This window comes from Nonomuraea sp. NPDC059007 (assembly GCF_042740555.1).
Taxonomy (GTDB): Bacteria; Actinomycetota; Actinomycetes; order Streptosporangiales; family Streptosporangiaceae; genus Nonomuraea.
In genome coordinates this window covers 31,566-56,865 of sequence record NZ_JBHYJD010000008.1, presented here as the reverse complement: position 1 = coordinate 56,865, position 25,300 = coordinate 31,566, and the positions used below count along the sequence as shown (strand labels likewise).

Here is a 25,300-nt window from a genome sequence, read left to right as displayed (position 1 = left end):
CCCCCGTTACCTTGGCTTTTCAGCAGTGATGTCCAAGCTCAGCCGCACCGTGTCGTGCGGCACGGCGACCGCGCCCAGCGCTTCTCCCCGAGAGGTGTGCAGGGGCAGGTGGAGGACCTGCCAGCGGGTCAGCCGTTCCAGTCCCGGATCGCACTGGGCCTGCCAGGGACCGGGATCGGTGAGGTCGGGGAAGCCGGCCGCCGCGGGGTCGGCTCCCTGGCCGTCGGCGGCCATCAGCGCCCGTTTCGCGGTGACGGCACGCAGCGCCAGCCAGCGCCGGTCCTCCTCGGCGGCGTCCTCGATCTGCTCGAGCTCGTCCCCGCTCAGCTCGGACAGGTCGCCGCCGAGATCCGGCGCACGCAGGACGGCCACCCCGACCCCGGGCTGGTGTGCGGCGACCGCGGCCACCAAGGTCAGCTCGCCGGTGTGGCTCGTGCCGAACGTGGCGCGGCCGGCGTACCCGCGCGTCACCGCGGTGTGGCCGGCGGGACGGCCGAGCCAGAGCTGAAGCTCGTCCGGCTCCGGCGGGGCGGGCTCGCCCGTGAGGTCGGCGGCGATGAGCGCGGCCAGCTCGGCGGGGCGGTCCTGGACGAACAGGTGGCCGCCGCGCAGCGTGCGCAGGCGGAACCCGGCGGTGGTGTGCCGGGCCCAGCCGAGCATCTCCGCCGCCCCGACCTCGCCGTCGTCCAGCCCGGTGAAGGCCACGATGGGGCAGTCGATCGGCGGCTCGGGCGCGTAGGAGTAGTTCTTGATCCAGGTGAAGTCGGAGCGCAGCACCGGCATCAGCAGCTCGCGCAGCTCCGGCAGGTGCTTGAGCTCCAGGAGCGCGCCCGCCCTGCGGACGAGCTGGTCGATGAAGGCGTCGTCGGGCAGGTCCACGGCGGCGGCCAGCGGTACCCGGCGGTCCGGTGGGTGCGCGCCGCCGACGTAGAGCCGCGACGGCCGGCGCAGGCCGCGCCTGCGCAGCTCGCGCACCACCTCGAAGGCCAGGCGGGCGCCCATGCTGTGGCCGTACAGCGCGTACGGCCCGGCCGTGGCGGGCGCCACCTCGTCGGCGATCTCGGCGATCGTGAAGGCCGGCGGTTCGACGATGCGGTTCTCCCGGCCGGGAAGCTGGACGGGGACGACGGTGAGGTCGGCGAGTCCGGCGAGCTCGCGCACGAGTCCGGTGTAGGCGCTGGCGCCGCCTCCGGCGTACGGGAGGCAGATCATCGTGCTGGCGGAGCGGAGATCCATGGGGTGGGGATTCTGCGCCGACGCGGCTAACTGGTCACTGATCGCCCAGCACCCCCCTGCGGGGAGTCACCGTGTGCGGCGAGTGGTGGATTCGTCGCTGAATAGAGAGGTCGTCAACCGCCATGTTACGGCGCTCCTCGACAATTGCCTCGAAACAACCTCGAAATAGAGAGCTGTACAAGTGTCACGACTTAGCGTGTGATGTCACGCCGTTCACGACATTCACTCTTATATCGATGTTTGCCGGGTGGAGTCAACGGCTTGATTAGCGGGCACCGGCCGGGGTCGCGGGAATTCAGCACAAGAGCCCCTTGCATCACCGGTCATGCGATGATATGCGTGTCCGTAAATAGGATTCGGGCAACCGAAACCTGTCCCAGGGCCATGGGGGATCTTCCGCTCGCCGGGGGCGCCCGTCGCGGCCTCGGCGAGGGGCGGGTGGGGCCTGTCGAAGTGCGGTGCCGCCTTCCGCCGCCCCTCGGCAGCCATGCGAAATAACCTCTGTGCGGCCGCGTGGGAAGAACTCCGGTCGCCCCGGGATCGCCGGCCTTCAACGGGGTCGTCGACTCATGTTCGGACTCGTTTGTCGCCTGTCCTGTCAAGAGGCGCGAAAAACCTCGACATATCAGTCAGGACGATTGTCTGATCACCTTAACCCGGGCTCTGGTCACCCCGAAACTCCGGCCCGACGTGCGAAGTTGGGCGGCACGGGCGGGCCGCGCGGCTCTCTCCGATGGCTCGTCAACCACGACGCCATTTACCGGATTTCCGGCAAGGTGCTTTACCAGATGTGTCAATCGAAACTCTGGGCCCCATGCCGCCGCAGGCGTAGCCGCGATATCCGTGAACGCCCGTCTCTCATTCGCCCGATTAACGCCCGCGCCGTAATCCGCGCACGGCCTAACCGCCCGTGGACAGGCGTAGATCGCGCACGCGGTCCCACCGCTGCGCCGTGACGATCTTGGCGGTGAGGTTCTCCTGGTCGTAGACGATCGACCACCGGGTGTGCGTCTGGGCGACCCGCTTGAGCAACTGCATCGGCTCCGTGCCGTCGCCTTCGGACAGCAACCGGTAGCGGCGGTCGGCCAGTTTGGTGTTCCGGTCGGCGCCGGTCATCGTGATGTTGGTCAGGTAGCGCTCGTCGATGACGTTCATGCGCCCCTCGGCGAACTCCACGACCACGGACCTGCCCGCCCGGTCGGCGATCAGGTAGTGGAGCTGCGGGCCGCCGCTGAAGTCCAGGTCGTAGCGGCGCATCAGCTCGATCGCCTCCGGCACGGTCGCGGCGCGGTCCAGCATGAGCCGGATGATCCGCGTGCCGCTCACGACGGTGCGCCCCGGGGTGCGGGCGGGCAGGTCCGCGTGGGGCGCCTGGGCCAGGCCGACGGCGAGCCCCTTCTCGTTCATGCCGTCGAAGGGCATCAGCACCGCGTGCGCCAGCCGCCGCCGGTCCTGGGCGGACTTCAGATCCGGCCGGGCCGCCGGCGGGAACACATAGGAGACGTCGACCTGGGAGAGCGAGGCGTAACCGTCCGGCGGGTCGGCGTGGACGACCATGGCCGGGTTGGGGTCCCAGTCGAAGTTCCTGCCGAACCGGCCGGGGCGGTGGAACAGCGAGCACGCCCAGCCGTCCCCGTTCCTGGCCAGCTCCGCCTCGGTGAGCGGCGCCTCGGCGTCGTAGCCGCCGTGGAAGGTCATCTCGTACAGCGGCATGTCGTCCAGCCGGCGCAGGCCCGCGGCCGTGCGGGCGATCTCGTCCTCCGTCTGCCGGAGAATCCCGGGGCGCGCCGCCAAGGAGGGCGCCGGCGGCGCCTCGGCGGGCGCGCACGCCCCCGCCGCCGCGAGGGTCAGGGCCGACAACACCGCGAGAGCAGGGGTCCGCATGTCTGTAGTCTGCCTACCGGCACCCGCCGTGTCACGAGGGGGACCCATGGCCCGTTTCGCCGCTATCTCCGCCGCCGTCCTCGGCGTCCTGTTCATCGGCCTTGAGACCGTTCGGCGAGGCATCCAGGCGTGGTGGACGACGCCGGTCACGATCCTGGAGGACTACGTCGCGGGCGTCCTGCTGATCATCGCCGCGCTGGCCCTCCTCCGCTCGGCCCGCCTGAGCTGGCCGCTGATGCTGGCGGCGGGCGCGTACGCCACGGGCATGATGACCTCAAGCCTCTGGGGGCAGGTCGAAGCTCAGCTCAAGGGCGAGACGTGGGAGTCGCAGCAGATCGTGGTGATCGCCGTGAAGGCGCTGCTGTGGCTGCTGCCGCTCACGCTGAGCGTCATCTCGATCAGGGAACTGCACCGGCGTCCCGCGACCGCTCAGCAGTGACACCTCTACCGGCCGACCAGGGCCTGAAGGTGTCCCACCCGCCGGGCTTCCGCGGCACGGGCCCATCCGGTGAAACGTGTCGTATCAGCCGTCATGTCAGGACGGCGACGGTCCGGTGTCAGCGCGGTCGGCGATCGTGGCTGCCATGAGTGAATCCCTCCACACCCTTGAGGCCATGCCGACGGCGCGTCAGGCCGGTTGCCCCTTCGATCCGCCGAAGGAGCTGGTCCAGGCGCGCGAGCACGGTCCGATCAGCCGGTTCACCTTCGCCGACGGCCACGAGGGCTGGGTGGTCACCGGGTACGAGCTGGTCCGGTCGGTGCTGGCGGACCAGCGGTTCAGCTCGCGCAAGGAGCTGATGCTCCATCACCCGACCATCGACTTCGGCGACATCGAGGTTCCTCCGGCGCCGCCGGGCGAGTTCCTGCTGATGGACGATCCGCAGCACAGCCGCTATCGCAAGCCGCTCGTGGGCAAGTTCACGGTACGGCGGATGCGGCAGCTCACCGAGCGGGTCGAGCAGGTCACCGCCGAGCACCTGGACGCGATGGAGCAGGCCGGGCCTTCGGCGGACCTGGTGACCGCGTTCGCCAAGCCGATCCCGGCCGTCATCATCTGCGAACTGCTGGGCGTGCCGTACGCGGACCGGGACTCCTTTCAGGAGAACATCGACAAGTTCCTCGGCGGGGAGGTCGGCGACGAGGAGCTGATCGCGGCCTACGTCGAGACCCAGCAGTACCTCGCGGAGCTGGTGGCCGCCAAGCGCGCCAACCCCACCGACGACGTGCTGAGCGACCTGCTCGACAGCGACCTGACCGACGAGGAGCTGAAGGGCATCGCCCTGATCCTGCTGTCGGCCGGGTTCGACACCACCGCGAACATGCTGGCCCTGGGCACCTTCGCGCTGCTGCGGAACCCGGAGCAGCTGGCCGCGCTGCGTGCCGACCCCGAGCTCGCCGACGGCGCGGTGGAGGAGTTGCTGCGGTACCTGAGCGTGGCCAAGCAGTTCATGCGGGTGGCGCTGGAGGACGTCGAGCTGGGCGGCCAGAGCATCAAGGCCGGAGCGACGCTCATCCTGTCGTACGCCACCGCCAACCGGGACCCCGAGCGCTTCACCGACCCCCACGCGCTCGACCTGCGCAGGCAGGAGGGCGGGCACCTGGCCTTCAGTCACGGCATCCACCAGTGCCTGGGGCAGCAGCTGGCCCGCGTGGAGCTCCGCGTCGCCCTGCCCGCGCTGGTCAACCGCTTTCCCTCGCTACGGCTGGCCGTACCGGCTGACGAGGTCGCGCTGCGTCCGGAGAGCGCGGACATCTACGGCGTCAAGAGCCTCCCGGTCACCTGGGACGCGTGACCGGGCCTGCCCGGCGGCCCGCCGCCGCTCCGGACGAGGGCGGCGGGCTCTGACCTCGGGGACGGGGGTGTCAGGCGGTCTCGTAGGGGATGATCTCGGCCAGGGCGGAGGCGCCGCCGAGGCTGTAGTCGCTGCGCAGCCTGATGTAGCGGGCCGAGACGCCGTCGAGCGTGACGTCGTTGGGCGCGGTCATCCGGGGCCACGTGACCCGCTTGACGTCCCTGAAGGTGACGCCGTCGTCGCTCACCTGCACCATGCCTTCAAGGATGGTGCCGTTCATGTTGACCCGGAGCTTGGGCTGGAAGCGTACGGCGGACAGCGTCCTGACGCGGCCGAGGTCGACGGTGATGGTGTGCGGCTGCGGCGGCACCACGGGGTAGTCGGAGTGGAAGTCGGTGGTCAGATTGCCGTCGACGGCCCTCGACGGATCGCCGATCCCGGGCTTGAACGTGCTGGCGGTCGCGGTGAGCTCGGCGGGCGGGACGCGGCGGCCGGCGGGTGCCGCGGGCCAGATGTCGCGCCCCTTGCCGGGCTGTTCGGTGACGGGCGCCCGGTCGGGTCCCCTGCCCTTGCCGCGGATCAGGATGTCGGTGATGACGGAGCCGTGGTCGGAGTAGAAGGGGTAGGGCCGGTTGAGCGGCGACTGCTGGTGGCGGGGGAGGCGGTCGACGTCGGCGCGGGAGCCCAGGACGCGGACGTCCTTGCCGCGGGCGAAGACGTAGTCGATGCGGCCGGGAATGGCGCCCATGCCGTGGAACGGGCTCCACGTGCGGCCGGGGTGGCGTCCGGCGTCGGGGTTGGCGTAGCGGAAGGTGTCGAGGAAACCGGCGTCGCTGTACTGCTTGGTGTACGGCCAGGGCAGCACCACCCCGCCGTGACCGGGAGCGCCGGCGAACTGCTCGGACCAGTCCAGGTGCGACTGCGCGTTGAGGTCGCCGCCCATGAGGACGGGGGCGTCGTCGTCGCCGATGAAGGACGGGATGGCCTTCTCGAGGATGGCCCTGCCCATCGCGACCCGGCGGAAGTGGTCGCCCTCCAGGATCTGCTCGGTGGTCTTGGTGCGGGGCAGGCCGTGGGTGTTCTGCACGGCCGCGTCATGGGTGTCGCCGTACGCCCAGCCGTCGTGCCAGGTCCACAGGCTGAACGCGTGGACGTGTTTGCCGTTGGGCAGGCCGAGGCGGGCGCCGCCGAGGTTGAAGGAGGAGATGTCGGCGTCGGCGTAGCGGGGGTAGACCTTCTCGATCTTGAGCTTGGTGTAGAGCCACAGGTTGTCGCCGTTGACGCTGTAGTCCTGCGGCTGGGTGAGCTGCACCCCGGAGTACCGGTCGTTCGACGGCCGCCCGGCGTTGAGCCCGTCGAGGATCTTCTGCCCGGACCCGTATCCCTCGACCACGAAGAAGACGTCGGGGTTGACCTCGTTCATGTAGTCGATCATTTGGGTGAGGTTCTCGCCGGTCGTCTCCTTGCGGTCGAACGTGCCGCCGACGAAGAGGTTCCACGCCATCAGCCGGAGCGGGGTGCCCACGTGGTTCTCGGGCAGGGAGGTGACGGAGACGTCGACCGTGATGTCCTGCTCGGGAAGGGTGAAGGGGCGGCTGCGTACGCGCCCGTCCCGGCTGTAGAGGGTGTCTCGTGCCCAGACCTGCTCACCGCTTCTGACGGTGGTGACGAACTCCTGCATGCGGTGCGGCCGGGACTTGGCGGTGGCGACCACGGTGCAGGTGCGGCCGTCGCAGTCGAGGCGGTAGCTGGGCTTGGATCCCCGGTCGGCGGTGGCAGGAGTGGTGGCGGCGAGCAGTCCGGCCAGAGCCACGGCCACGGCCAGGGGAGGGGTTAAGACGCGCATGGGCATTCCTTCACGGCGAGACGTCGAGGGGAGATCTGAAGGGCCGCGGGCGCTGCCCACCCATGGTTGCTGCTCACTATTGATGGACTCCAGAGGATATAGCTCCGAACACGGCGCCTCATGTCGGGATCATCCCGTCTTCTGACGCGTTGTCGCAAGCCCTGTTGGAGAGTATCTATGGAGTCCAGAATAAAGACGGGCGGTTAAGGGGTGGCGGTGGACGGGGTGTCGCCGTAGGACCGCAGCAGGCCGGACATGATCGCGGCGAACTGCTCGCGGTGCTCCTCGTCCAGCGACTGGAGCAGCCTGGCCTGGTTGGCGATGTGCTCGGGGAGCACCCGGTCGATGACCTCCAGGCCGTGCGGGGTGAGGCGGATCTTGACCGAGCGGCGGTCGGCGGTGTCGCGTACCCGGGTGACCAGGCCCTTGTCCTGCATCTTGTCCACGCGCAGGGTGATCGCTCCGGTGGTGACCAGGGAGACCTTGAGGAAGGTCCCTGCGGTCAGCTCGTACGGCTCGCCCGAGCGCCGCAGCGTCGACAGGACGTCGAACTCGCCGGGTTCGAGACCGTGCCTGGCCAGCACTTCCTTGATCGACATGTCCCACATGCGCGACAGCCGCATGAGCCGGCCGACGATGCCGACCGGCCAGATGTCGATGTCGGGACGCTCCCGGCGCCACTGCTCCAGTACCGCGTCCACCGCGTCGGCCATGACGACTCCTCCAAATAGGCGAGCGCTCATCTACTTGACACTCACATAACTGCTCATTATCTTAGCGCTCATCTTATCAGGTATCGCCTTTCTCAGGGGTTGATTCACATGCCTTTCACCTCCATCCGGGGTGCCAAGGTCCACTACGAGGTGGACGGCGACGGGCCGGGCCTGGCCCTGGTGCACGGGACCGGCGGTGACGCCGAAAAGGTCTTCGGCAACGTCGTGCCGTACTTCGCGGACACCCACACGGTGATCCGCCCCAACTTCAGCGGCAGCGGGCAGACCGAGGAAGACGGCTCGGAGCTGACCGTCGAGCTGATCGCCGCCCAGGTCGCCGCGTCCGTCGAGGCCGCCGCGGACGGCCCCGTGGACCTGCTCGGCTTCTCCCTGGGCGCGGTCGCCGCCGCGTCCGTCGCCGCGACCAGGCCCGAGCTGGTACGCAGGCTGGTGCTGGCCGGCGGATGGGCGCATTCGACCGGACCCCGCGACGCCTTCTACTTCGAGACCTGGCGCAGGCTGCTGGAGACCGACCGGGACCTGTTCAAGCGGTTCTCCGCCCTGACCGGATTCAGCGCGGCGGCACTGGACTCCTTCGGCCACGACGGGCTCGCCGCCTCCCAGGCCGACGCGTGGCCGCCCGCCGGGATGGGCCGCCAGATCGAGCTCGGGGCGCGCGTGGACATCCGGGACCTGCTGCCCGCCATCACCGCCCCCACCCTGGTCATCGGGTTCGGCGACGACGCCATGATCCCGATGGAGGGCTCGCGGCAACTGCACCGGGCCATCGCCGGCAGCCGCCTGATCGAGGTGCGGGGGCAGGGCCACATGGACTGGTTTGCCGACCCCAGCGGGCTGGCCGAGCTCACCCGCGGCTTCCTTACCGAGGAGAAGTAACCATGTCCTACCCCGACCCCCGCTACTTCGGCGACCAGGGCGAGGTCAACGCCCAGTTCCGGTCGTCCGCCGCCGCGCCCGACTTCGTCTCGGGAGCGGGCACCGGCGGCGAGACCACATACCACTACCTGTCCACCAACGTCTCCACCGGAGGGGAGTACGGCCTGTACCGGGTGGACATGGGGCCGCGGTTCGGCGGGCCCAGCACCCACTTCCACAAGGCGATGTCGGAGTCGTTCTTCATCCTGTCCGGCACCATGCGGCTGTTCGACGGCGAACGCTGGATCGACGCCGTCCCCGGCGACTACCTCTACGTCCCCGTCGGCGGGCTACACGCCTTCCGCAACGAGTCGGGGGAGCCCGCGTCCATGCTGATGCTGTTCGCCCCCGGCGCGCCCCGCGAGGAGTACTTCGAGGGGATCACCCAGGTCGCCGGCCTCACCGACGCCGAACGCGCCGAGTTCCTCATCCACCACGACAGCTACTTCCTCTGACCGGCGGTGAAGGACAGCAGGACGGCGGCGGTCCGCGCCGGGTCCTCCAGGATGGGCGAGTGCCCGAGACCGGGCAGCATCTCGACCTTCGCGCCCGGGACGAGGCGGTAGTCGGCCGCGGACGCGGATCGCCATCTGCGGTCGTCCTCGCCGAAGATCACCAGGAGCGGCTTGCCGAGGGGCGCCAGCCGTTCCGGGAGAGCCCGCTCGTGCAGGTATTCGGTCGTCGCCCGCATCGTCGCGACGAGCGAGTGGTACGTCATGGCGCGTACCTCGTCCAGAAGTTCCCGGGGGACCTCGTAACCCGGGCGGCTGAAGCCGGTGCTCGCGAACCGGCGGATCTGCTCGTCGGCCGGCGGCCACGGCGTGGGGCTGATGGCGGCGGACTCCGATGCGATGAAGGCGCCCAGGCCGGGGCCGGTGTTGATGAGCGCGAGCGCGTTCACCAGGTCCGGACGCTGTTCGGCCAGAGCGGTGGCGACCACGCCGCCGCTGGAGTGACCGGCCACGACGGCGTGCCCGACGCCGAGCCGGTCCAGGGCCGCCCCGGCCCGGCGGGCCTGGTCGGCGCTCGCGTAGCTGACGTCGTCCGGTTTGGCCGATCGGCCGTGGCCGAGCAGGTCGATCCGGATCACGTGATGGGATCCGGTCAGCAGCGGAACCAGCCAGTCCCACGAGCGGGACGAGGACGCGGAACCGTGAATGAGCAGAAGCGCGGGGGCGTCGCGAGGGCCGTCCTGGCACACGTGGAGGTCGCCGTCGTCAAGGGAAACAGTCATGCGCTCACTGTCGCCGCCGATGCGTGGCGCTGTCTTGGACGAATGTTCCCCCACCGGGCCGCCGTAGCATGGGGCCGTGCGGACGTTCGTACACGGTGCGGCCACGTGGGAGGTCGCGGTCCCGCGGCGGCCCGGCCGCGTGGCCGGCGTCACCATGGCCGGTTTCCGGGTCGGTGACCTGGACGCGCTCCGGATGGTCCCGCACCCCGCCGTGACGTTGCTGCTGGAGTTCGGGAGCGGCGCGCCGGTCCTGGACCACGCCGCCGGGCGGCAGGGGGGAAGCATCGCCGCCGGGCCCGGGTTCGGCACCGGAGGCACGGCCTGGGCGCGGGGCGAGAACGTCGAATGTGTGCAGGTGCGGCTGTCTCCGCTGGTGGCCCGCGCGGTTCTGGGCGTTTCCCCGGCTGAGCTGGACGGCGCCGCCGTGGCCCTGAGCGACCTGTGGGGGCGGGAGGCCGCGCGGCTGCTCGAGCGGCTGGGCGAGGTCCCCTCCTGGGATGACCGCTTCGCCTTGACGGAGGCGCTGCTCGCCCGCCGGTACGAGGCGGGGGCGGGCGTGGATCCGGAGGTGGCTCGGGCCTGGCGGCGGATCGTCGCCGGGCGTGGCCTGGCGCGGATCGACGGGCTGGCGGCCGAGGTCGGGTGGAGCCGTAAGCGGTTGTGGTCGCGGTTCCGGGAGCAGATCGGGCTGCCGCCCAAGCGCGCCGCCACACTGGTCCGCTTCGACCACGCCGCCCACCGGCTGGTCGCGGGTGAGGGCGCGGCCGGGGTCGCGGCGGAGATGGGTTACGCCGACCAGTCCCACCTGCACCGGGACGTCATGGGGTTCACCGGGGTGACCCCGGCGAGCGTGGCCGGCGAGGCGTTCCTGGCGGTCGACGACCTCGCCTGGCCGACGAAATTCACCGCAAGAGAGCGCTCTCTTGACAGCGGGCTTGTCGTGCCGGACAGTCTCGGGTAAATCCATTTCTGTGAGGAAAACCGAATGGATCACACCCCCCGTTGGAGAATGTCGCTCGCCATCGGCGCCGCCCTCACCACCCTCCTCGCGCCGCTGACCCCCATGGCCCCCGTGGCCGCGAGCGCGACCGCCACCGCCGCACCCGCCCCCGGCCCGCTGGTCTGGTCCGACGAGTTCAACGGATCCGCCGGCGGCGCCGTGGACCAGTCGAAGTGGCGCTTCGACATCGGCGGCAGCGGCTGGGGCAACAACGAGCAGCAGTACTACACCGGCAGCACCCGCAACGCCGCCCTGGACGGCGGCGGCAACCTCGTGATCACCGCCCGCCGGGAGAACCCCGCCAACTACCAGTGCCACTACGGGACCTGCCAGTACACCTCGGCCCGATTACTGACCGCCGCCACCTTCACCCGGGCCTACGGCCGGTTCGAAGCGCGCCTGAAGGTGCCCCGCGGCCAGGGCATCTGGCCGGCGTTCTGGATGCTCGGCAACGACATCGGCTCGGTTGGCTGGCCCAACAGCGGCGAGATCGACATCATGGAGAACATCGGCCGCGAACCCAGCACCGTTCACGGCACCATCCACGGTCCCGGCTACTCCGGCGGCGCGGGCATCGGCGCCGCGTACTCGATCAGCGGCGCGTTCGCCGACGCCTTCCACACCTTCACCGTCGACTGGTCGCCGAACCTCATCATCTGGTACGTCGACGGCAACGAGTACCAGCGGCGCACGCCTGCCAGCCTCGGCGGCAACCGCTGGGTCTTCGACCACCCGTTCTTCATGATCATGAACGTCGCCGTCGGCGGCCACTGGCCCGGCTACCCCGACGCCACCACCACGTTCCCGCAGACGATGACGGTCGACTACGTCCGCGTCTACGCCCCGCCCGCGGGCGGCGGCGGCCAGATCACCGGCGTCGGCGGCAAGTGCGTCGACGTGGCGGGCGCCAACCCCGCCAACGGCACGGCCGTGCAGCTCTGGGACTGCAACGGCTCCGCCGCCCAGAACTGGACGTGGAACGGCGACGGGTCCGTGCGGGCGCTCGGCAAGTGCATGGACGTCACCGCCGCCGGCACCGCCAACGGCACACAGGTGCAGCTCTATGACTGCAACGGCACCGGCGCCCAGCGATGGACCTTCAACTCCGGCACCGGCCAGATCGTCAACCCTCAGGCGAACAAGTGTCTCGACGCGACCGGAGCGAGCTCGGCCAACGGCACCCGGCTGCAGATCTGGGACTGCTCGGGCGGCGCCAATCAGCGATGGGCGCGTTGACACTTATTGAGAACGCGCTCTCTCGGTGCCATTCATGCGCACCGTGACCTTTCCCCGGATATTCCCGCGCTCGGCCGCTCGGTGCAGGTCCGCCAGCGCCGCCGGTGGCCGGGCGTCCACCTCGACGTCCACCACGCCCTTGTCGATCAGCGCCACCAGCTCGGCGAGCTGGCCCGGATCGTTGCGGGCCACGAAGTGAACGGCGCGCGGATGGTCGATCGGCCGGGTGATCGACACGAACGCCCCGGCGAGCCGCGTCACCGAGGCGGGCGGTTCGGCCACCAGATTGATCAGCACGTCGTTGCCGGACGGCAGGGGAGCCGCGGTGTAGTCGACGACCTCGTCGGCGCCCAGCGCGAGCACCGCTGCGGCGCTGCGCGGGCTCGCGGTGGCCACCACGTACGCCCCCACGTGCTTGGCCAGCTGCACGGCGAACATCCCGACCCCGCCACCGGCCCCGTTGATCAGCACCCGGCTGCCGGGCCCGACGCGGGCATGCTCGAAGACCGCCTGCCACGCGGTGAGCCCGGCCACCGGGACGGCCGCCGCGTCCGCCAGCGGGATCCGCTCGGGCGCCCTGACCAGCAGGTCCGCCGTGGCGACCGCGTACTCGGCCGCCGCCCCGCCGATCAGCCCGATCACCCGGTCGCCGGGGGACAGGCCGCCCGCGCCGGTGATGACGGTCCCCGCGACGTCCCAGCCGAGCGTGTGCGGCAGCGTGATGCCGAGCGTGTCATGCAGCAGCCCCGTCCGCAGCCCGATCTCCGACGGGTTGAAGGAGGTGGCGGCCACCCGGATGAGCACCTCACCAGGGCCCGGCCGCGGCACCGGCACGTCGTCCAGCGAGATCACCGAGGCGTCGCCGTACTCGTGGATGCGGGCGGCCCGCATGGGGGCGAGGAAGTCCGCGGCGTGCTCGCTCGCCCAGGTCTCGAACGTGCTCGCGGGCACGCCCGTGACCTCCTCCACGGTGCCGGTGGGGTCCGGGCCGGGCGCGGCGAGCGCGCTCAGCATCCCGTCCACGGCCGGCGCGGGCCACCCCAGCCCGAGCAGTCGTCGCCGCGCCTCCTGCGGAGGCTCCTCCTCCCAGCGCACCGGCCGCCCGATCGCGGCGCCGATCGCCGCCGCCTGTTCCCGCTGGGTCAGTGGCCGGGGCCCGGTCAGCGTGTAGACCGCACCGTGGTGGCCCTCGCCGAGCAGCGCCCGTACCGCGACGGCCGCGACGTCCCGCTCGTGCACGGGAGAAAAGCCCGCCTCCCCGTACGGCTGCCGCACGAAGCCCGCACGAACCTGCTCGGCCCACCGCAACGTGTTGGCCGCGAACGCGTGCGGGCGCAGCACCGTCCACTCCCGCGCGGTCGCGGCGACCAGCCGCTCGATCTCCACCTCGTACGGCCGGGCGGCGGCCGAGGACAGGTACACCACCCGCCGCGCCCCGACCAGCTCCAGCACCTCACGAGCACCCTCGGCCGACGCGAACGGCCACAGCAGGAACACCGCGTCCACACCATCGAGCGCCGCCGCCAGCGCGACCGGGTCGGTCAGTTCTCTCGTCACCGTGCGCACGTCGGCGCCCGCGTCCCGAAGCCGGCTCACCAGCGGACGGCCGATCGTGCCGGTGGCCCCGCTGACCAGAATTCTTGTCATGACGTCCACGCTAGGGCGCACAGAGGAGCCGCCCAATGCCCTGCCGTCTGCGAGAGATACGCGATCGTCTCTCGGGTTAGACTGCCGCCATGGACGTCCTGAGCGACGTGATCGCCTCCATGCGCATCGGCGTGCCGCGCTCGGCGCGGGTCGAGTGGCCGGCGCCCTGGGGGCAGCGGTTCCCGTCGGCGCCCGGCTCGGCTGGTTTCCAGGTGATCCTGAAGGGCTCATGCTGGGCGATCCCGCCGGAGGGCGAACCGATCCCGGCCGGGACCGGCGACGTGCTGTTCTTCCCGCACGGCCACGGCTACACGCTGGCCGACTCGCTCACCACGCCCGTCGCCGAGCCCGACTGCGACCCCTACGCCGACGCCGAGCTGTTCGCCTCGGCCACCATGGAAGGCGCCGGGCCCACGACGGTGACGCTCTGCGGCGGCTACCGGCTCGACCCCAGCCGGGCCCATCCGCTGCTCAGAGACCTGCCCGAGATGATCCACCTGCCCGCCAGGCTGGGCCACAACACCGACCTGCGCGCCGCCGTCGACCTGCTCGGCAAGGAGATGGACACCCCACGTCCGGGCGCCGACCTGGTGGTGTCGGCGCTGCTGGACACCCTGCTCCTGTACATCCTGCGAGCCTGGTTCGACTTCTCGACGGAGCACTGCGCGACCGGCTGGGCCGCGGCGCTGGCCGACCCCGCCATCAGCGCCGCGCTGGACGGCATCCACCGTCACCCCGCCGGCCCGTGGACCGTCGAATCGCTCGGCCGCCGCGCGGGCCTGTCCCGCGCGGCGTTCTCCCGCCGGTTCGCCCAGCTCGTCGGACAGCCGCCGCTGACCTACCTGACCTGGTGGCGGCTGGGCACGGCCGCCCGGATGCTGCGTGACAGGGACGCCGCGCTGAGCGAGATCGCCACCGCGGTCGGCTACAGCTCCGAGTACGCCTTCTCCAACGCCTTCAAGCGCCGCTACGGCATGGCCCCCGGCAAATACCGCCGCCTGGGCTGCCCGCCGCCCGCTCGCTGACCACGACCGTCCGGCGTCACCTGGAGCTCCCGCGCACATGAGTCTCCTGTGCGTACGACATTCGCGAACGGAACGGTGTACGCACTGCGTACGTTGTGCGTATAGTGAACGTCGTACACATCGAACGGCCGGTCCGGCCGTCGAAAGGAGACTCCATGCGACTGAGCGACTCCCCTTACAAGACCGCCGAAAAGCTCCTGATGCACAACCGGAGCAAGATCGTCTTCGGCGACAGGGTCGTGCCGAACTGGCTCGGTGACGGGGCCCGCTTCTGGTACCGGTCGAGCACCGCCACCCGGCGGCAGTTCCTCGTCGTGGACCCGGAGGCGGGCACCCGGCGCCCCGCCTTCGACCACGAGCGGCTCGCCAAGGCCCTGGAGACGGCCTCCGGCCACGAGGTGAGCGCCGCCAAGCTGCCCTTCATGGCCATCGCGCTGGTCGGCGACTCCGTCTACTTCGCCGCGTTCGACAAGACCTGGCAGGTGTCACTCGACACCTACGAGGCGCAGGAGACGCCGGCCCCGCCGGCCGTCAACCCGATCGAGGCCGTCTCGCCCGACGGGCAGTACACCGTCTACCGCGACGGGCCCAACCTCGGGCTGCGCCGGATCGCCGACAACCAGACCCGGCCGCTGACCACCGACGGCGACGCCGGCCACGAGTACGGCGTGAGCCCCGACTACTTCCAGTACGACAACCTCATGACGGCGATCGGCCTGCCGGAGAACCCGATCTGCGCCGCCTGGTCACCCGATGCCACCAAGGTGCTGAGCCACCGCACCGACCAGTCGGGCATCGGCCTGGCGCACCTGATCGACAACTGGCCGCGCGGCGGCGGCCGCCCCGGCCTGCAGCCGCAGCGGCTGGCCCTGCCCGGGGACAAGCGCATTCCGACCGCCGAGATGACCGTGGTCGACGTGAACAGCGGCCAGGTCGTGAAGGCGCAGGACGAGCCGGTGCTGATGACGATCATCTCGCCGATGGTGGTGCGCTGGGCCTTCTGGGCGGAGGACAGCTCGGCCGTCTACTACCTGAGCCAGTCCCGTGACGTACGCACCCTGAAGCTCAAGCGCATGGACCCGGTCACCGGCGAGGTGACCACCCTGATCACCGAGACCGGTCCCACCCGCGTGGAGCCCACCCAGACGGCGCTCAACTTCTTCCCCATCATCAAGGTGATCAACGGCGGGGCCGAGGTGCTGTGGTACTCCCAGCGCGACGGCTGGGGCCACCTCTACCTGTACGACACCAAGACCGGCGAGCTCCGCAACCAGGTGACCTCCGGCGGCTGGGCCGTCCAGGAGATCCTGCACGTCGACGAGGCGAGCCGTACCGTCTACTTCACCGCGAGCGGGCTGATCTCCGAGGACCCCTACCGCCGCTCGGTCTGCAAGGCGGGGCTGGACGGTGGCGGGTTCACCCGGATCACCGACGACGCCCTCCACCACGTGGTGAGCGTCTCGGCCGACGGCCGCTACTTCGTCGACAACGCCTCCACCACGAGCACGCCGCCGGTGATCACCGTGCGCGGCTGGGACGGGGCCGTCCGCGTCGAGCTGGAGCGGGCCGACATCTCCGCGCTGCAGGCCACCGGCTGGAGCGCCCCCGAGCGCTTCCGCGCCAAGGCCGCCGACGGCCTCACCGACGTCTTCGGCGTGCTCTACAAGCCGCACGACTTCGACCCGAACAAGTGCTACCCGGTCATCGACGTGGCCTATCCGGGTCCGCAGGTCCTGCGCGTGCTCCCGACGTTCGACCCGGGCCCGTTCGGGTACGAGGCCGAGGCGCTGGCCGCGCTCGGCTTCGTCGTGGTCGGCATGGAGGGCCGCGGCACTCCGGGCCGCGACAAGGCCTTCCACGACCACTCCTACCGGAACTACAAGAGCGCCGGCGGCATGGAAGACCACGTGGCCGCGATCACGGAGCTGGCGCGGAGCCGTCCGTGGATGGACATCGACAAGGTGGGCATCACCGGCATCTCCGGCGGCGGCTACCAGACCGCGCGGGCGATGCTCGACCACCCCGAGTTCTACAAGGTCGGCGTCTCCCGCTCCGGCAACCACGACAGCCTGACCTACCAGCAGGGCTGGGCGGAGACCTACGACGGCCCGGTGGGCGAGGTGGACTACGCGCTGTCCTCCAACGCCGAGTCCGCGGCCCGCCTGCAGGGCAAGCTGCTGCTCATCCAGGGCGGCGTGGACACCAAGGTCCTGCCGGAGCAGACGCTGCGCTTCGTCGACCGGCTCATCGCCCACGACAAGGACGTCGACCTGCTGATCATCCCCGGCGCCGAGCACCTCTACCTGGGCTACGAGCACTACATGTTCAGGAAGCTGTTCGACTACTTCGTCCGTCACCTGCTCGAGGTGGAGCCGCCGGCGTACCGGCTCGCTCCCTCGGTGCTCGACGAGGAGCGCATCGCGGAGATGTTCGTCGGATGACCCGGCCGTCCCGGGCGGCCGGGGGACCGCCCGGGGCGCGCCGTCACAGCACGTCGAGCTTACGAACCGAAGGAGAGACCTGATGAGTGGAGTACCGGCGCGCCCGGCGTGCCCCGACCCGGAGCACGTGTCCGCCACCGGCGGCAAGGGCATGATCTCGACCTCCCACCCCGCGGCGTCGGCGGCGGGCGTGGCCGTGCTGCGCAAGGGCGGCAGCGCCGTGGACGCCTACCTGGCCGCCGCGGCGGTGCAGACCGTGGTCGAGCCGACCATGACCACGCTGGCCGGCGGCCTGTCGATCACGGTCTACGACCCGGACACCCGGCAGAGTCTGGTGATCGCGGGCATGGCGGGCCTGCCCGCGGGCGAGAACGGCGACCTGGACGACGGGGCCCGGCTGTCGGGCCGCACGGTGGTGCCGCCCGGCTGGGTGCGCGGCGCGCACGCCGCCTGGAGCAAGTTCGGCCGCCTGTCGTGGGCGGAGCTGTTCGCCGACGCGGTGGTGGCCGCGCGCGAGGGCTTCGTGGCCGACCAGTTGCTGTGGGGCTGGGCGTTCGCCTACCGCATGGCCGCCGGCCGTTATCAGGAGGGCCACGACACCTGGTTCCCCGGCGGCCACCTGTTCCGGGTCGGTGAGGTGCTGCGCCAGCCCGCTCTCGCGCGTACCATCGAGCAACTCGCCGAGCAGGGACCGGAGTACTTCCACGAGGGCGAGTTCGCCAAGAGGTACGTCGAGACGGCCCGGCAGCACGGCGGCCGGATCACCCTCGACGACATGGCCGCGGCCGGCGCCGTCGAGATGCCGCTCCCGCCGCTGCCCACCGCGGGCGGCTACGAGCTGCACACGGTGGGCGCGCTCTACCCGCTGCTGCTGAGCCTGTCGTCGCTGATCGAGACCGACGACCTGTACACGCGGATGCGCATCGTCGAGGAGGTGTGGGCCTATGGCCTGGACGAGATCCCCGACCCCTTCACCGATCCGACGGTCCCGATCGAGGACACGCTGCGCGCGATCTCGCCGGAGGCGGCCGAACGGCTGGTGCCCAGGGTGGTGCACGGCAAGCCGCGGCCGTTCGACCCGATGAACGGCGGCACCAACGCCATCGTGGTCGTGGACGAGCGCGGCATGATCGCGCACGGCACGCACTCCTCCAGCTCCACGGCGTTCGGCGTCGGGCTGATGACGGACGGGGTGATCATGCCGCGGCCGATCACGTTGTTCGCCGATCCGTGGGTGAAGATCCCGGTGGGCTGGGGCACCTCACTGCTGGCCATGCGCGACGGCAAGCCCGCGTACGTGGCCGGGTCGCCGGCGATCTCGGCGGTGCAGAACGTGTACCAGAACTCCGTGAACGTCCTGGAGCGGGGCATGACGGCACTCGAATCGGTGAACCAGCCCATGTTCGGCGCGTCCGTGTATCCCAGCAGGCGGCCGATCGTGGAGTCCTCCTTCGGCGACGTCGTCCTCACGGAGGTGCAACGGCGCGGCGTCGGCATCACCCGCGTCTCGCCGTGGGAGCTGGAGATGGGCAGCTGCCAGGCCATCGCGTTCGGTGACGACGGCACCCTGCACGGCGTCGCCGACCCCCGCCGGCTGGGCAGCGCCGCCGGGTACTAGCGGACAGCGCGGGCACGCCGGCCGGTGGGCGTGCCCGCTTCCGCCGGTGTGGTCATGACGCGATATTGACGGATCTCCTCGTCAAGGGCGCGTCAATTTCGCTTGCCGCGCCTTTTCCGGTCCTGAATAGTGAGGTCGGTACAGAGTCGGGTTTGTGGAGGGAAGGGGCATGATGCGCAGATCAAGCGCCATTCCCGGTCCCGCCCGATGTCGCGTTCCCTAGTCAGGGAATGACCCGGCCTCCCGATGCGGGCCAAAGAAGGCAACGGGTGAGAAATCAAAAGCCGGCGCGGGCATGCCGCATTCTCGCTCGTCTTTCTCGGGAGGCCTTCAGCGATCCGGAGAAGAAGGTCGATGACCATACCTCAGTCCATCGCGCTCGACACCAGCAGAAAAGAACTGCTCCTGCTGGCCGCGCGCACCCTCACCGATCCACGGGCCCACGAGCCGGGCGACCGGCTCGCCCTTCTCGCCGGCGCGCTCGCCGCCGACGAGGACTGGATGCGTTCGTTCCTCTTCTGGAGCGGCAAGCAGCACCGGCTGCGCGCGTTCACCCTGGCCGTGACCACGGAGTTCGTCGTCGCCCGCCTGGCGGCGAAGCTGTGCACGGCCGCCGACGCCAGGCGACTCGTCGACGCCGCGCTCGTCCGCGCCGACGAGCCGGGCATCCTGCTCGCCTACGCGCTGCGCCGCCTGGGCCGGACCATTCCCAAGCCGATCAAGGACGGCGTGGCCAAGGCCGCCGAGCGGCTCTACGACGAGCACGCGCTCGCCGTCCACGACACCGGGGACGCCGCGATGCGGTTCGCCGAGGTGATCGGCCAGACCCACCCCAAGCCGGTGGGCAAGGCCCGGAACGCCGTCTTCCAGTACGCGAGCCAGCGCCTCAAGCGCGAGAACCCGGTGCCCGAGCCGCTGGCTGAACTGCGGGCCAGAGCGGAACTGCTGGCCGTACCCGCCGCCCGGCGCGCCCGCATGCTGGACCGGCTCGACGCCGCCGACATGTTCGCCGCGGCCGATGACCTGGCCACAGGTCGCCGCCTGGCTGGACGGGGCCATGACCGGCAAGGCGTGGGCGGCCGTGGCGCGCTCGATGAGCCAGTCGCAACGCCTTGCCCACCTGCGCGACTTCGACGCGGCCGGGCTCGATTCCGAGGCCGCCGACTGGGTCTGCGCCGACCTGGCCGAAGGGACCAGGACGACCGCGATGCCCTTGGAGATCATGGATGCCTATCGCATGGTGCCGTCGTCTCGCTGGTCGTGGGCGCTGGAGCGGGCGCTCGAACGTGCGCTGGCGCAGGTGCCGGTCCTGCGTGGCAGGACGCTGATCCTGGTGGACCGCGGCGCGTCGATGGCGTCGCAGGCCGATGGCGGCGCCGCCTTCGCCGCGGCGCTGGCCCTGCGCTCGCCTTCCGCGGAACTGGTGGAGTTCGGGCCGCGGGTCGCCCCGGTCGAGGTGGGCAGGTCGGTGCCGGAGACCGTGGCCGCCTTCAGCACTCCCGGCGGGGCGCAGACGGTGGCGCAGGCCGTACGGGAGCGGATGGACGGGCACGACCGGGTGATCGTCCTGACCCACCCCGGCGCCGCGGCGCAGGCGGCGGAGGCCGTCGCGATGCCCGGTCACGAGCACGTGATCACCGAGCCCGGCGACGGCTGGTTCGCCGCCATCCCCGTGATCGAGATGGCGCGCGCCGCCACCTGGCCGTTCTGAAGGAGGAGCGCCACATGTCCAAGCGATCCCGCAAGAAGAACGGCCGCCGCAAGAAGAAGGCCAACCACGGCAAGAAGCCCTGTAATCGCTGATGAGGAACGGCTCCGGCACCGCCGTGCCGGAGCCGTGTGAGATGACGGAGTTGAGCACATCCATGACGACACGTGCACTCACCGGCGTGGACACGGCCAGGAAGGAGCTGTTCCTTCTCGTCGCGCGGGCCTTCGCCGACGGCGGTGCCGCCGTTCACGACGACCGATTCGGCGCGCTGGCCGCCCGGCTGGCCGTCGCCGACGAACCGTGGCTGCGCGGGTTGATCCGCTGGATGGCCCGCCATGACGCCACCCGGCGGCTGCGGCTGGCGGCGATCGCCGAGCTCGCCCACGCCCGTGGCAAGGGGACCAGGCAGTTCGTCGGCCAGTCGCTGCTGCGCGCCGACGAGCCCGGCGAGCTGCTCGCGTACTGGCTGCGCAGGTTCGGGCGGAGCCTTCCGCAGCCGGTCAAGCGCGGTGTGGCCGACGCCGCCGTCCGCCTCTACGACGAGCTCGCGCTGGCCACCTATGACGCTCCCGGCGCCATGCGGTTCGCGGACGTGCTCGCGCTCACCCACCCGGCCCCTACCGGCGCCGTCCAGGCCGCCGTCTTCGCGCACGCGATCAACCGCCGCAGGGGCACCGTGTCGGCGATCCCGGAGTCGCTGCCCGTCTCGCGCGCCCGCCGGGCCCTGTACTGGGTGCCCGCCGAGCGCCGCCCCCGCCTCATGGAGCAGCCGTCCGCCGCCGCCACCCTCGCCGACGCCCGGATGACCTGGCCGGCCGTCGAACGCTGGCTGCTCGGCACCATGACGGCCGCCGCCTGGTCCGCCGTCCTGCCGTCGATGTCCTACCGCGACAAGCTCGCGTCCCTGGCCGACCTCGACCGGCTCGGCGTCGCCGCCCCCGGCCTGGAGGAGGAACTCGCCGAACCCGCCTCGATCCTCGGCTCGGGCGTCACCCCGCTGGACGTGATGGCGGCGATGCGAGCCGTACCCGCCTCACGCTGGAGCCGCGCGCTGCGTCAGGCCGCCGAGCTGTCCCTGGCCAACGTGCCCGCGCTCCCCGGCAGGACGCTGGTGCTGACCGACCGCGGCGACCTGATGTCCTGGCCGGGCGCGCGGCTCAGCCGCGCCGACGCCGCCGCGGTCTTCGGCGCGGCGCTGGCGCTGCGTGCCGCGTCGGTGACGCTCCTGGACTCCGGTACGGCACTCGCCGTCCGCCCCAGGGAACCGCTGATGGACGTCCTCGGCCGCTTCGGCCCCGGAGGCGGCCCGGCCGGAGCGCTGCCGTCCCGGCTGGACGGTTACGACCGGGTCGTCATCCTCACCAGCCCCCACGCGGCGCCAGAGAGCGCCGACGCGGTCACGACGCCCGGCCAGGAACACGTGATCACGCAGGTCAGCTCCGGATGGTTCGCCGCGATCGCGCACGTGGAAGCGGCCAGGACCGGGTCCTGGCCCTTCGCGTGCGTCACTTCAGCACCCTGATGCTGGTCGGGATCGGCTGCTGCAGCCAGCCCTCCGTCTCGCCCTGGGCCTTGCTGAAGAAGAACGGCTGCTTGGCCACGGCGATCGGGACGATGTCGGCGTCCCGCAGGAGGGCTTGCTCGGCCTCGTTCCAGAGCTTGCAGCCCGCGGCGCCGGTGGTGCCGGCGGCCTTGGCGGCCAGCTTGACGAAGTCGGGGTTGTCGATGCCGGTGAAGTTCTGGCCCTTGGGCGGGGTGGCGCCGGAGGCCCACGGCAGGATGTGGGTGGGCAGGTCGAACCTGAGGCCGGCCCAGTAGGCGTCGAAGTCGCCGGTCTCGAACATGGCCCTGGTGGCGGCGGCCAGGTCGTCGGAGGTCAGCTTCACGGTGACGCCGACCGCCTGCCAGCGCTTGGACACCAACTCCGCGGCGGCCACGCTGCCCTCGCCCTCGCTGGGGCTGTAGTGCAGGTCGACGACGAGCTTCTTGCCGTCCTTGGCGCGGGTGCCGCCGGCGCCCTTGACCCAGCCGGCCTGGTCGAGCAGGGCGGCGGCCCGTACGGGGTCGGTGGCGGGCAGGTGGCCGGTGACGTTGTCGGCGGCGCACGGCTGGGTCTGGCCGGCGACCAGGCCGGGGGCCCGCGTGCCCGTACCCGAGGTGACGACGTTCACCAGCTCGTCCAGGTCGAGCGCGGCGGTCAGGGCGCGGCGGACGAGCGGGTCGGCGCCGGGGCGGCCGTCGCGCTGGTTGTACCAGAGCTCCCCGAGCATGGCCGTGAGGTCGAAACGCTCCAGCTTGCGGGCCAGCAGCCGCTCGCGGTCGGGGCCGGCGATGTTGGCCAGGTTGACCTGCCCGGCCAGCAGCAGGTTGGCGCGGGTGGTCTCGTTCGGCACGACCTTGAACACGATCGTGGCGGGGCTGCCGGGGGCGTTGTTGGCGGCGCCGTCCGGGCCCCAGGTGTAGCCGTCGCGGCGGGTGAAGGTGTAGGTGTCGCCGCGGACGACCTTGCTGAGCACGAAGGGCCCGCTGCCCACCGTCGTGTTCTCCAGGAGCTTGGGGTCGTCCAGGCCCTTGTCGCAGACGATGGGCACGCGGCCCAGCGTCTCCACCAGGAGGGCGAAGGGCTCCTTCATCGTCACCGTCACCGTGCCCGCGGCCTCGTCGGCACGCACGTCGTACGGCGCGGCCGGCACCAGCAGCCCGGACAGGGGCGACGGCTTCTTGAGGTGGCCGAGTGCCTTGGCCACGGTGCCCGCGGTGAGCGGGGAGCCGTCGGAGCAGATGATGCCCTTCCTGAGGGTGAAGGTGGCGGTCCTGGCGTCGGCCTTCCAGGTGGCCGCCAGCCCCGACACGGTCTCGCCCCGCGGGGTGACGTTGATGAGCGAGTCGTAGGTGAGGCTCGTCATCTCGCCGTGCGGGAGCAGGTTGCGGTAGGGGTCGAGGATGCCCGGGTCGGCGGGGATGGCGAAGGTGAAGGTGCCGTCCTTGACGTACTCGGCGGGGCCCGCGGCCGGTCGCGGCGCGGCGGCGCAGCCCGAGGCCAGCGCGGCGGCGGCCGCGGCGGCGACGAGAGCGATGACGGGGGTGCGGGTCTCAGCCACGGCGCACGACCGGCAGCACGACGCAGGACGCGAGCTCCGCCTCGTGGAAGACGCGCTGGTCGGCGATGACGACCTTGTCGTCGTCGAAGGGGTTGTCCGCGCCGGAGTTGGTGTTGCGGTCGTAGCGGCTGAACCCCGAGCTGCTCACCTCCACGCGGATGCGGTGTCCCGGCAGGAAGCGGACCCCGCAGGCGTCCATGGTGAACTCGAACAGGGTGGGCTCGCCGGGTTCGAGCAGTTTCGGCTCCTCGAACGACTCGCGGAAACGCGCCCGCAGCGCGCCGCGGCACAGGAAGCGCGCGGTGCCGTCCGGCCGCACGTCCGACAGGCGCACGTGCCAGTCCGTGTCGAGCGCCGACGAGGAGGCCCACAGCCGGCAGGTGACCCAGCCGACGACGTCGAGCGGCTCGGTCAGCGGCTCGCTGGTGTAGCAGAGCAGGTCCGCGCGCCGCTGCGCGGGACGCTCGTCGACCGGGCCCTCGTGCATGTTCCAGACGCGCGTGCCCTGGTCGAGGGGGTCGTAGCGGTAGGCGTCGGAAGGTTCGGCGCCCGGCGGGTCGATCGACAGGACGCCGTCGCCGTCCAGCGAGTTGGCGCGGCCCCGCGAATGGAAGTAGAACGGCACCTCCTCGGTGCCGCGCAGCGGCCATTCGTCCTCCGCCCACCACTCGTTCGCGCCGGTGACGAAGACGTGCACGGGCTTTTCCGCTTCGATACCGTTTCCGATCCCCTTCAGCCACCGGTCGAAGAAGCGGATGACATAGTCGTTGAGCGCGACGACGGCGTGCTCGCCGAAGTCGGCGCCGCTGAGTTCGCGCCACATGTTCACCATGTGCGGCCAGGGTCCGATGATCAGCTTCTGTTTGTCCGCGGCGCGGCCGGTCCGCATGGCCTCGAAGTTCAGGGGCGCGCCGGGGAAGTTCATGTCCCACCAGCCGGTGATGTTCAGCACCGCGAGGTCGGCGTCCGGGTGGTGGTCGTAGGAGCGCCGCTTCCAGTACGCGTCGAGTACCGGATGCCGCAGCATCTCATCCAGCCACCGCGAACCGGCCCCGGCCTGTTCCGCCAGCGACGTCAGCGGCAGCGCGTCGAAGTACGGCTGGTGCTCGGTCAGCATGCTCATGGGGTTGAGCCGCTGGTAGGAGCGGACGCCCATGTCGACCATCCACTCGGTGATGCCGAGCATCAGGCACCCGCCGAAGATCGGCTCGTTGCGCCACGGTGAGGCGGGCGGCGAGCAGTACGGCACGATCGCCTTCAGGCTCGGCGGCCGGCGCGAGGCGGCGAACCACTGGGTCTGCCCGGCGTAGGAGCCGCCGAGCATCCCGACGTTGCCGTCGCACCAGTCCTGCGCGGCGATCCACTCGATCACGTCGTGGCCGTCGTCGGCCTCGTGGAAGTGCGGCTCGAACACGCCGTCGGAGTTGAACCGCCCGCGGCAGTCGTTGAACGCCGTGATGTAGCCCCGCTCCACCAGCCCCCGGTAGATCTCGCCGTCCCGTCCCGCCACCTTGTCGTACGGCGTGCGCTGCAGGACCACCGGCAGCGGACCGGGAAGGTCGGGCCGGACCAGGTCCAGCGCCAGCTCCACCCCGTCGCGCATGGGCACCCGCAACCCGTGGATCACGCGCGAGCTTTTCGACACCACCGGCGAGGTCTCACCGCGCGGCGGCTCACCGGGCTGCGGCCTTTCCGCCGGGCGCACTTCTGTCATGACATTTCTCCTCGCGTCGAGGCAGGGCCGGAATTCACTGGCGACGGTACGGCAGCCGCGAACGCCCCCTTTTGAACGCCAGTAGAAAACTGGCCACGCCGCTTTGGACAGATGTCGCGCCGCCACCCCTTTCGTATGCGCATCCCAAAACCGGCCCGTTATTCG

The 25,300-nt window shown here is 71.0% G+C and carries 20 protein-coding genes; 11 read left to right on the top strand and 9 right to left on the bottom strand.

Annotation, left to right across the window (positions count from 1 at the left end; translation table 11 throughout):
• Positions 1-6 precede the first annotated feature (6 nt).
• Together ACFWY5_RS15055 and ACFWY5_RS15050 are read right to left on the bottom strand one after the other, a co-directional pair.
• Positions 7-1,236 (bottom strand): thioesterase II family protein, encoded by a 1,230-nt coding sequence (locus ACFWY5_RS15055; RefSeq protein WP_379632316.1) that lies wholly within the window; start codon positions 1,234-1,236, stop codon positions 7-9.
• 900 nt (positions 1,237-2,136) lie between these two features.
• Positions 2,137-3,120 carry a linear amide C-N hydrolase gene (locus ACFWY5_RS15050; RefSeq protein WP_379632314.1) on the bottom strand — a complete coding sequence of 328 codons (984 nt, stop codon included), beginning with the start codon at positions 3,118-3,120 and terminating at the stop codon, positions 2,137-2,139.
• A gap of 46 nt (positions 3,121-3,166) precedes the next feature.
• On the opposite strand from ACFWY5_RS15050, the gene ACFWY5_RS15045 reads away from it, so the two are divergent.
• Both ACFWY5_RS15045 and ACFWY5_RS15040 read left to right on the top strand, forming a co-directional pair.
• Positions 3,167-3,559 carry a hypothetical protein gene (locus ACFWY5_RS15045; RefSeq protein WP_379612732.1) on the top strand — a complete coding sequence of 131 codons (393 nt, stop codon included), beginning with the start codon at positions 3,167-3,169 and terminating at the stop codon, positions 3,557-3,559.
• A 145-nt stretch (positions 3,560-3,704) separates the two neighbouring features.
• Positions 3,705-4,913 (top strand): cytochrome P450, encoded by a 1,209-nt coding sequence (locus ACFWY5_RS15040; RefSeq protein ID WP_379632312.1) that lies wholly within the window; start codon positions 3,705-3,707, stop codon positions 4,911-4,913.
• Between the two features lie 70 nt (positions 4,914-4,983).
• Here ACFWY5_RS15040 and ACFWY5_RS15035 read toward each other — a convergent pair whose 3' ends face one another.
• Positions 4,984-6,759 (bottom strand): discoidin domain-containing protein, encoded by a 1,776-nt coding sequence (locus tag ACFWY5_RS15035; RefSeq protein WP_379632310.1) that lies wholly within the window; start codon positions 6,757-6,759, stop codon positions 4,984-4,986.
• A gap of 203 nt (positions 6,760-6,962) precedes the next feature.
• Positions 6,963-7,472 carry a MarR family winged helix-turn-helix transcriptional regulator gene (locus ACFWY5_RS15030; RefSeq protein WP_379612729.1) on the bottom strand — a complete coding sequence of 170 codons (510 nt, stop codon included), beginning with the start codon at positions 7,470-7,472 and terminating at the stop codon, positions 6,963-6,965.
• Positions 7,473-7,580: 108 nt separating this feature from the next.
• Here ACFWY5_RS15030 and ACFWY5_RS15025 point away from each other — a divergent pair, with 108 nt between their 5' ends.
• Both ACFWY5_RS15025 and ACFWY5_RS15020 read left to right on the top strand, forming a co-directional pair.
• The gene (locus tag ACFWY5_RS15025) at positions 7,581-8,369 is read left to right on the top strand and encodes an alpha/beta fold hydrolase (RefSeq protein ID WP_379612728.1); all 789 of its coding nucleotides are present in this window, start codon (positions 7,581-7,583) and stop codon (positions 8,367-8,369) included.
• A gap of 2 nt (positions 8,370-8,371) precedes the next feature.
• Positions 8,372-8,863: a cupin domain-containing protein gene (locus tag ACFWY5_RS15020; protein ID WP_379612727.1), complete on the top strand. Its 492-nt coding sequence runs from the start codon at positions 8,372-8,374 to the stop codon at positions 8,861-8,863.
• On the opposite strand, the gene ACFWY5_RS15015 is transcribed toward ACFWY5_RS15020, so the two are convergent.
• Positions 8,851-9,642, bottom strand: a complete 792-nt coding sequence (locus ACFWY5_RS15015; RefSeq protein ID WP_379612726.1) for an alpha/beta fold hydrolase — start codon at positions 9,640-9,642, stop codon at positions 8,851-8,853. The genes ACFWY5_RS15020 and ACFWY5_RS15015 overlap by 13 nt on opposite strands.
• Before the next feature lie 76 nt (positions 9,643-9,718).
• On the opposite strand from ACFWY5_RS15015, the gene ACFWY5_RS15010 reads away from it, so the two are divergent.
• Both ACFWY5_RS15010 and ACFWY5_RS15005 read left to right on the top strand, forming a co-directional pair.
• On the top strand, positions 9,719-10,603 hold the full coding sequence (locus tag ACFWY5_RS15010) for a helix-turn-helix domain-containing protein (protein WP_379612725.1): 885 nt from the start codon (positions 9,719-9,721) through the stop codon (positions 10,601-10,603).
• A 48-nt stretch (positions 10,604-10,651) separates the two neighbouring features.
• Complete coding sequence (locus ACFWY5_RS15005) at positions 10,652-11,878, top strand: RICIN domain-containing protein (protein ID WP_379612724.1); 1,227 nt, start codon at positions 10,652-10,654, stop codon at positions 11,876-11,878.
• Between the two features lie 3 nt (positions 11,879-11,881).
• Here ACFWY5_RS15005 and ACFWY5_RS15000 read toward each other — a convergent pair whose 3' ends face one another.
• The gene (locus tag ACFWY5_RS15000; protein WP_379632308.1) at positions 11,882-13,525 is read right to left on the bottom strand and encodes an alcohol dehydrogenase catalytic domain-containing protein; all 1,644 of its coding nucleotides are present in this window, start codon (positions 13,523-13,525) and stop codon (positions 11,882-11,884) included.
• 89 nt (positions 13,526-13,614) lie between these two features.
• On the opposite strand from ACFWY5_RS15000, the gene ACFWY5_RS14995 reads away from it, so the two are divergent.
• The 3 genes from ACFWY5_RS14995 to ACFWY5_RS14985 all read left to right on the top strand — a co-directional run bounded on the left by ACFWY5_RS14995 (position 13,615) and on the right by ACFWY5_RS14985 (position 18,609).
• Positions 13,615-14,550 (top strand): AraC family transcriptional regulator, encoded by a 936-nt coding sequence (locus ACFWY5_RS14995; protein ID WP_379612722.1) that lies wholly within the window; start codon positions 13,615-13,617, stop codon positions 14,548-14,550.
• A gap of 155 nt (positions 14,551-14,705) precedes the next feature.
• Positions 14,706-16,991, top strand: coding sequence for a DPP IV N-terminal domain-containing protein (locus tag ACFWY5_RS14990; protein WP_379612721.1), 2,286 nt, complete (start codon positions 14,706-14,708; stop codon positions 16,989-16,991).
• Positions 16,992-17,073: 82 nt separating this feature from the next.
• Positions 17,074-18,609 (top strand): gamma-glutamyltransferase, encoded by a 1,536-nt coding sequence (locus tag ACFWY5_RS14985; protein WP_379612720.1) that lies wholly within the window; start codon positions 17,074-17,076, stop codon positions 18,607-18,609.
• A gap of 330 nt (positions 18,610-18,939) precedes the next feature.
• Here the strand turns inward: ACFWY5_RS14985 and ACFWY5_RS14980 are convergent, their stop codons facing one another.
• Positions 18,940-19,668 carry a hypothetical protein gene (locus ACFWY5_RS14980; RefSeq protein WP_379632306.1) on the bottom strand — a complete coding sequence of 243 codons (729 nt, stop codon included), beginning with the start codon at positions 19,666-19,668 and terminating at the stop codon, positions 18,940-18,942.
• On the opposite strand from ACFWY5_RS14980, the gene ACFWY5_RS14975 reads away from it, so the two are divergent.
• Positions 19,628-20,320 (top strand): hypothetical protein, encoded by a 693-nt coding sequence (locus ACFWY5_RS14975; protein WP_379632304.1) that lies wholly within the window; start codon positions 19,628-19,630, stop codon positions 20,318-20,320. The two genes, ACFWY5_RS14980 and ACFWY5_RS14975, sit on opposite strands and share 41 nt — an antisense overlap.
• A 154-nt stretch (positions 20,321-20,474) precedes the next feature.
• Entirely contained in the window at positions 20,475-21,842 is a 1,368-nt protein-coding gene (locus ACFWY5_RS14970) for a TROVE domain-containing protein (protein ID WP_379632303.1), read from the top strand.
• Here the strand turns inward: ACFWY5_RS14970 and ACFWY5_RS14965 are convergent.
• Positions 21,826-23,421 carry an ABC transporter substrate-binding protein gene (locus ACFWY5_RS14965; protein WP_379632301.1) on the bottom strand — a complete coding sequence of 532 codons (1,596 nt, stop codon included), beginning with the start codon at positions 23,419-23,421 and terminating at the stop codon, positions 21,826-21,828. The two genes, ACFWY5_RS14970 and ACFWY5_RS14965, sit on opposite strands and share 17 nt — an antisense overlap.
• Complete coding sequence (locus ACFWY5_RS14960) at positions 23,414-25,135, bottom strand: CocE/NonD family hydrolase (protein WP_379632299.1); 1,722 nt, start codon at positions 25,133-25,135, stop codon at positions 23,414-23,416. Before ACFWY5_RS14960 ends, ACFWY5_RS14965 begins: the two co-directional genes overlap by 8 nt.
• Positions 25,136-25,300: the final 165 nt, after the last annotated feature.

What these genes read in the sequence shown, in the direction of transcription:
- ACFWY5_RS15055 (WP_379632316.1), bottom strand. Translation starts at nt 1,236, where the DNA reads ATGGATCTCCGCTCCGCCAGCACGATGATCTGCCTCCCGTACGCCGGA.
- ACFWY5_RS15050 (WP_379632314.1), bottom strand. Translation starts at nt 3,120, where the DNA reads ATGCGGACCCCTGCTCTCGCGGTGTTGTCGGCCCTGACCCTCGCGGCG.
- ACFWY5_RS15045 (WP_379612732.1), top strand. Translation starts at nt 3,167, where the DNA reads ATGGCCCGTTTCGCCGCTATCTCCGCCGCCGTCCTCGGCGTCCTGTTC.
- ACFWY5_RS15040 (WP_379632312.1), top strand. Translation starts at nt 3,705, where the DNA reads ATGAGTGAATCCCTCCACACCCTTGAGGCCATGCCGACGGCGCGTCAG.
- ACFWY5_RS15035 (WP_379632310.1), bottom strand. Translation starts at nt 6,759, where the DNA reads ATGCGCGTCTTAACCCCTCCCCTGGCCGTGGCCGTGGCTCTGGCCGGA.
- ACFWY5_RS15030 (WP_379612729.1), bottom strand. Translation starts at nt 7,472, where the DNA reads ATGGCCGACGCGGTGGACGCGGTACTGGAGCAGTGGCGCCGGGAGCGT.
- ACFWY5_RS15025 (WP_379612728.1), top strand. Translation starts at nt 7,581, where the DNA reads ATGCCTTTCACCTCCATCCGGGGTGCCAAGGTCCACTACGAGGTGGAC.
- ACFWY5_RS15020 (WP_379612727.1), top strand. Translation starts at nt 8,372, where the DNA reads ATGTCCTACCCCGACCCCCGCTACTTCGGCGACCAGGGCGAGGTCAAC.
- ACFWY5_RS15015 (WP_379612726.1), bottom strand. Translation starts at nt 9,642, where the DNA reads ATGACTGTTTCCCTTGACGACGGCGACCTCCACGTGTGCCAGGACGGC.
- ACFWY5_RS15005 (WP_379612724.1), top strand. Translation starts at nt 10,652, where the DNA reads ATGTCGCTCGCCATCGGCGCCGCCCTCACCACCCTCCTCGCGCCGCTG.
- ACFWY5_RS15000 (WP_379632308.1), bottom strand. Translation starts at nt 13,525, where the DNA reads ATGACAAGAATTCTGGTCAGCGGGGCCACCGGCACGATCGGCCGTCCG.
- ACFWY5_RS14995 (WP_379612722.1), top strand. Translation starts at nt 13,615, where the DNA reads ATGGACGTCCTGAGCGACGTGATCGCCTCCATGCGCATCGGCGTGCCG.
- ACFWY5_RS14990 (WP_379612721.1), top strand. Translation starts at nt 14,706, where the DNA reads ATGCGACTGAGCGACTCCCCTTACAAGACCGCCGAAAAGCTCCTGATG.
- ACFWY5_RS14985 (WP_379612720.1), top strand. Translation starts at nt 17,074, where the DNA reads ATGAGTGGAGTACCGGCGCGCCCGGCGTGCCCCGACCCGGAGCACGTG.
- ACFWY5_RS14975 (WP_379632304.1), top strand. Translation starts at nt 19,628, where the DNA reads ATGACCTGGCCACAGGTCGCCGCCTGGCTGGACGGGGCCATGACCGGC.
- ACFWY5_RS14980 (WP_379632306.1), bottom strand. Translation starts at nt 19,668, where the DNA reads ATGGCCCCGTCCAGCCAGGCGGCGACCTGTGGCCAGGTCATCGGCCGC.
- ACFWY5_RS14970 (WP_379632303.1), top strand. Translation starts at nt 20,475, where the DNA reads ATGACGACACGTGCACTCACCGGCGTGGACACGGCCAGGAAGGAGCTG.
- ACFWY5_RS14960 (WP_379632299.1), bottom strand. Translation starts at nt 25,135, where the DNA reads ATGACAGAAGTGCGCCCGGCGGAAAGGCCGCAGCCCGGTGAGCCGCCG.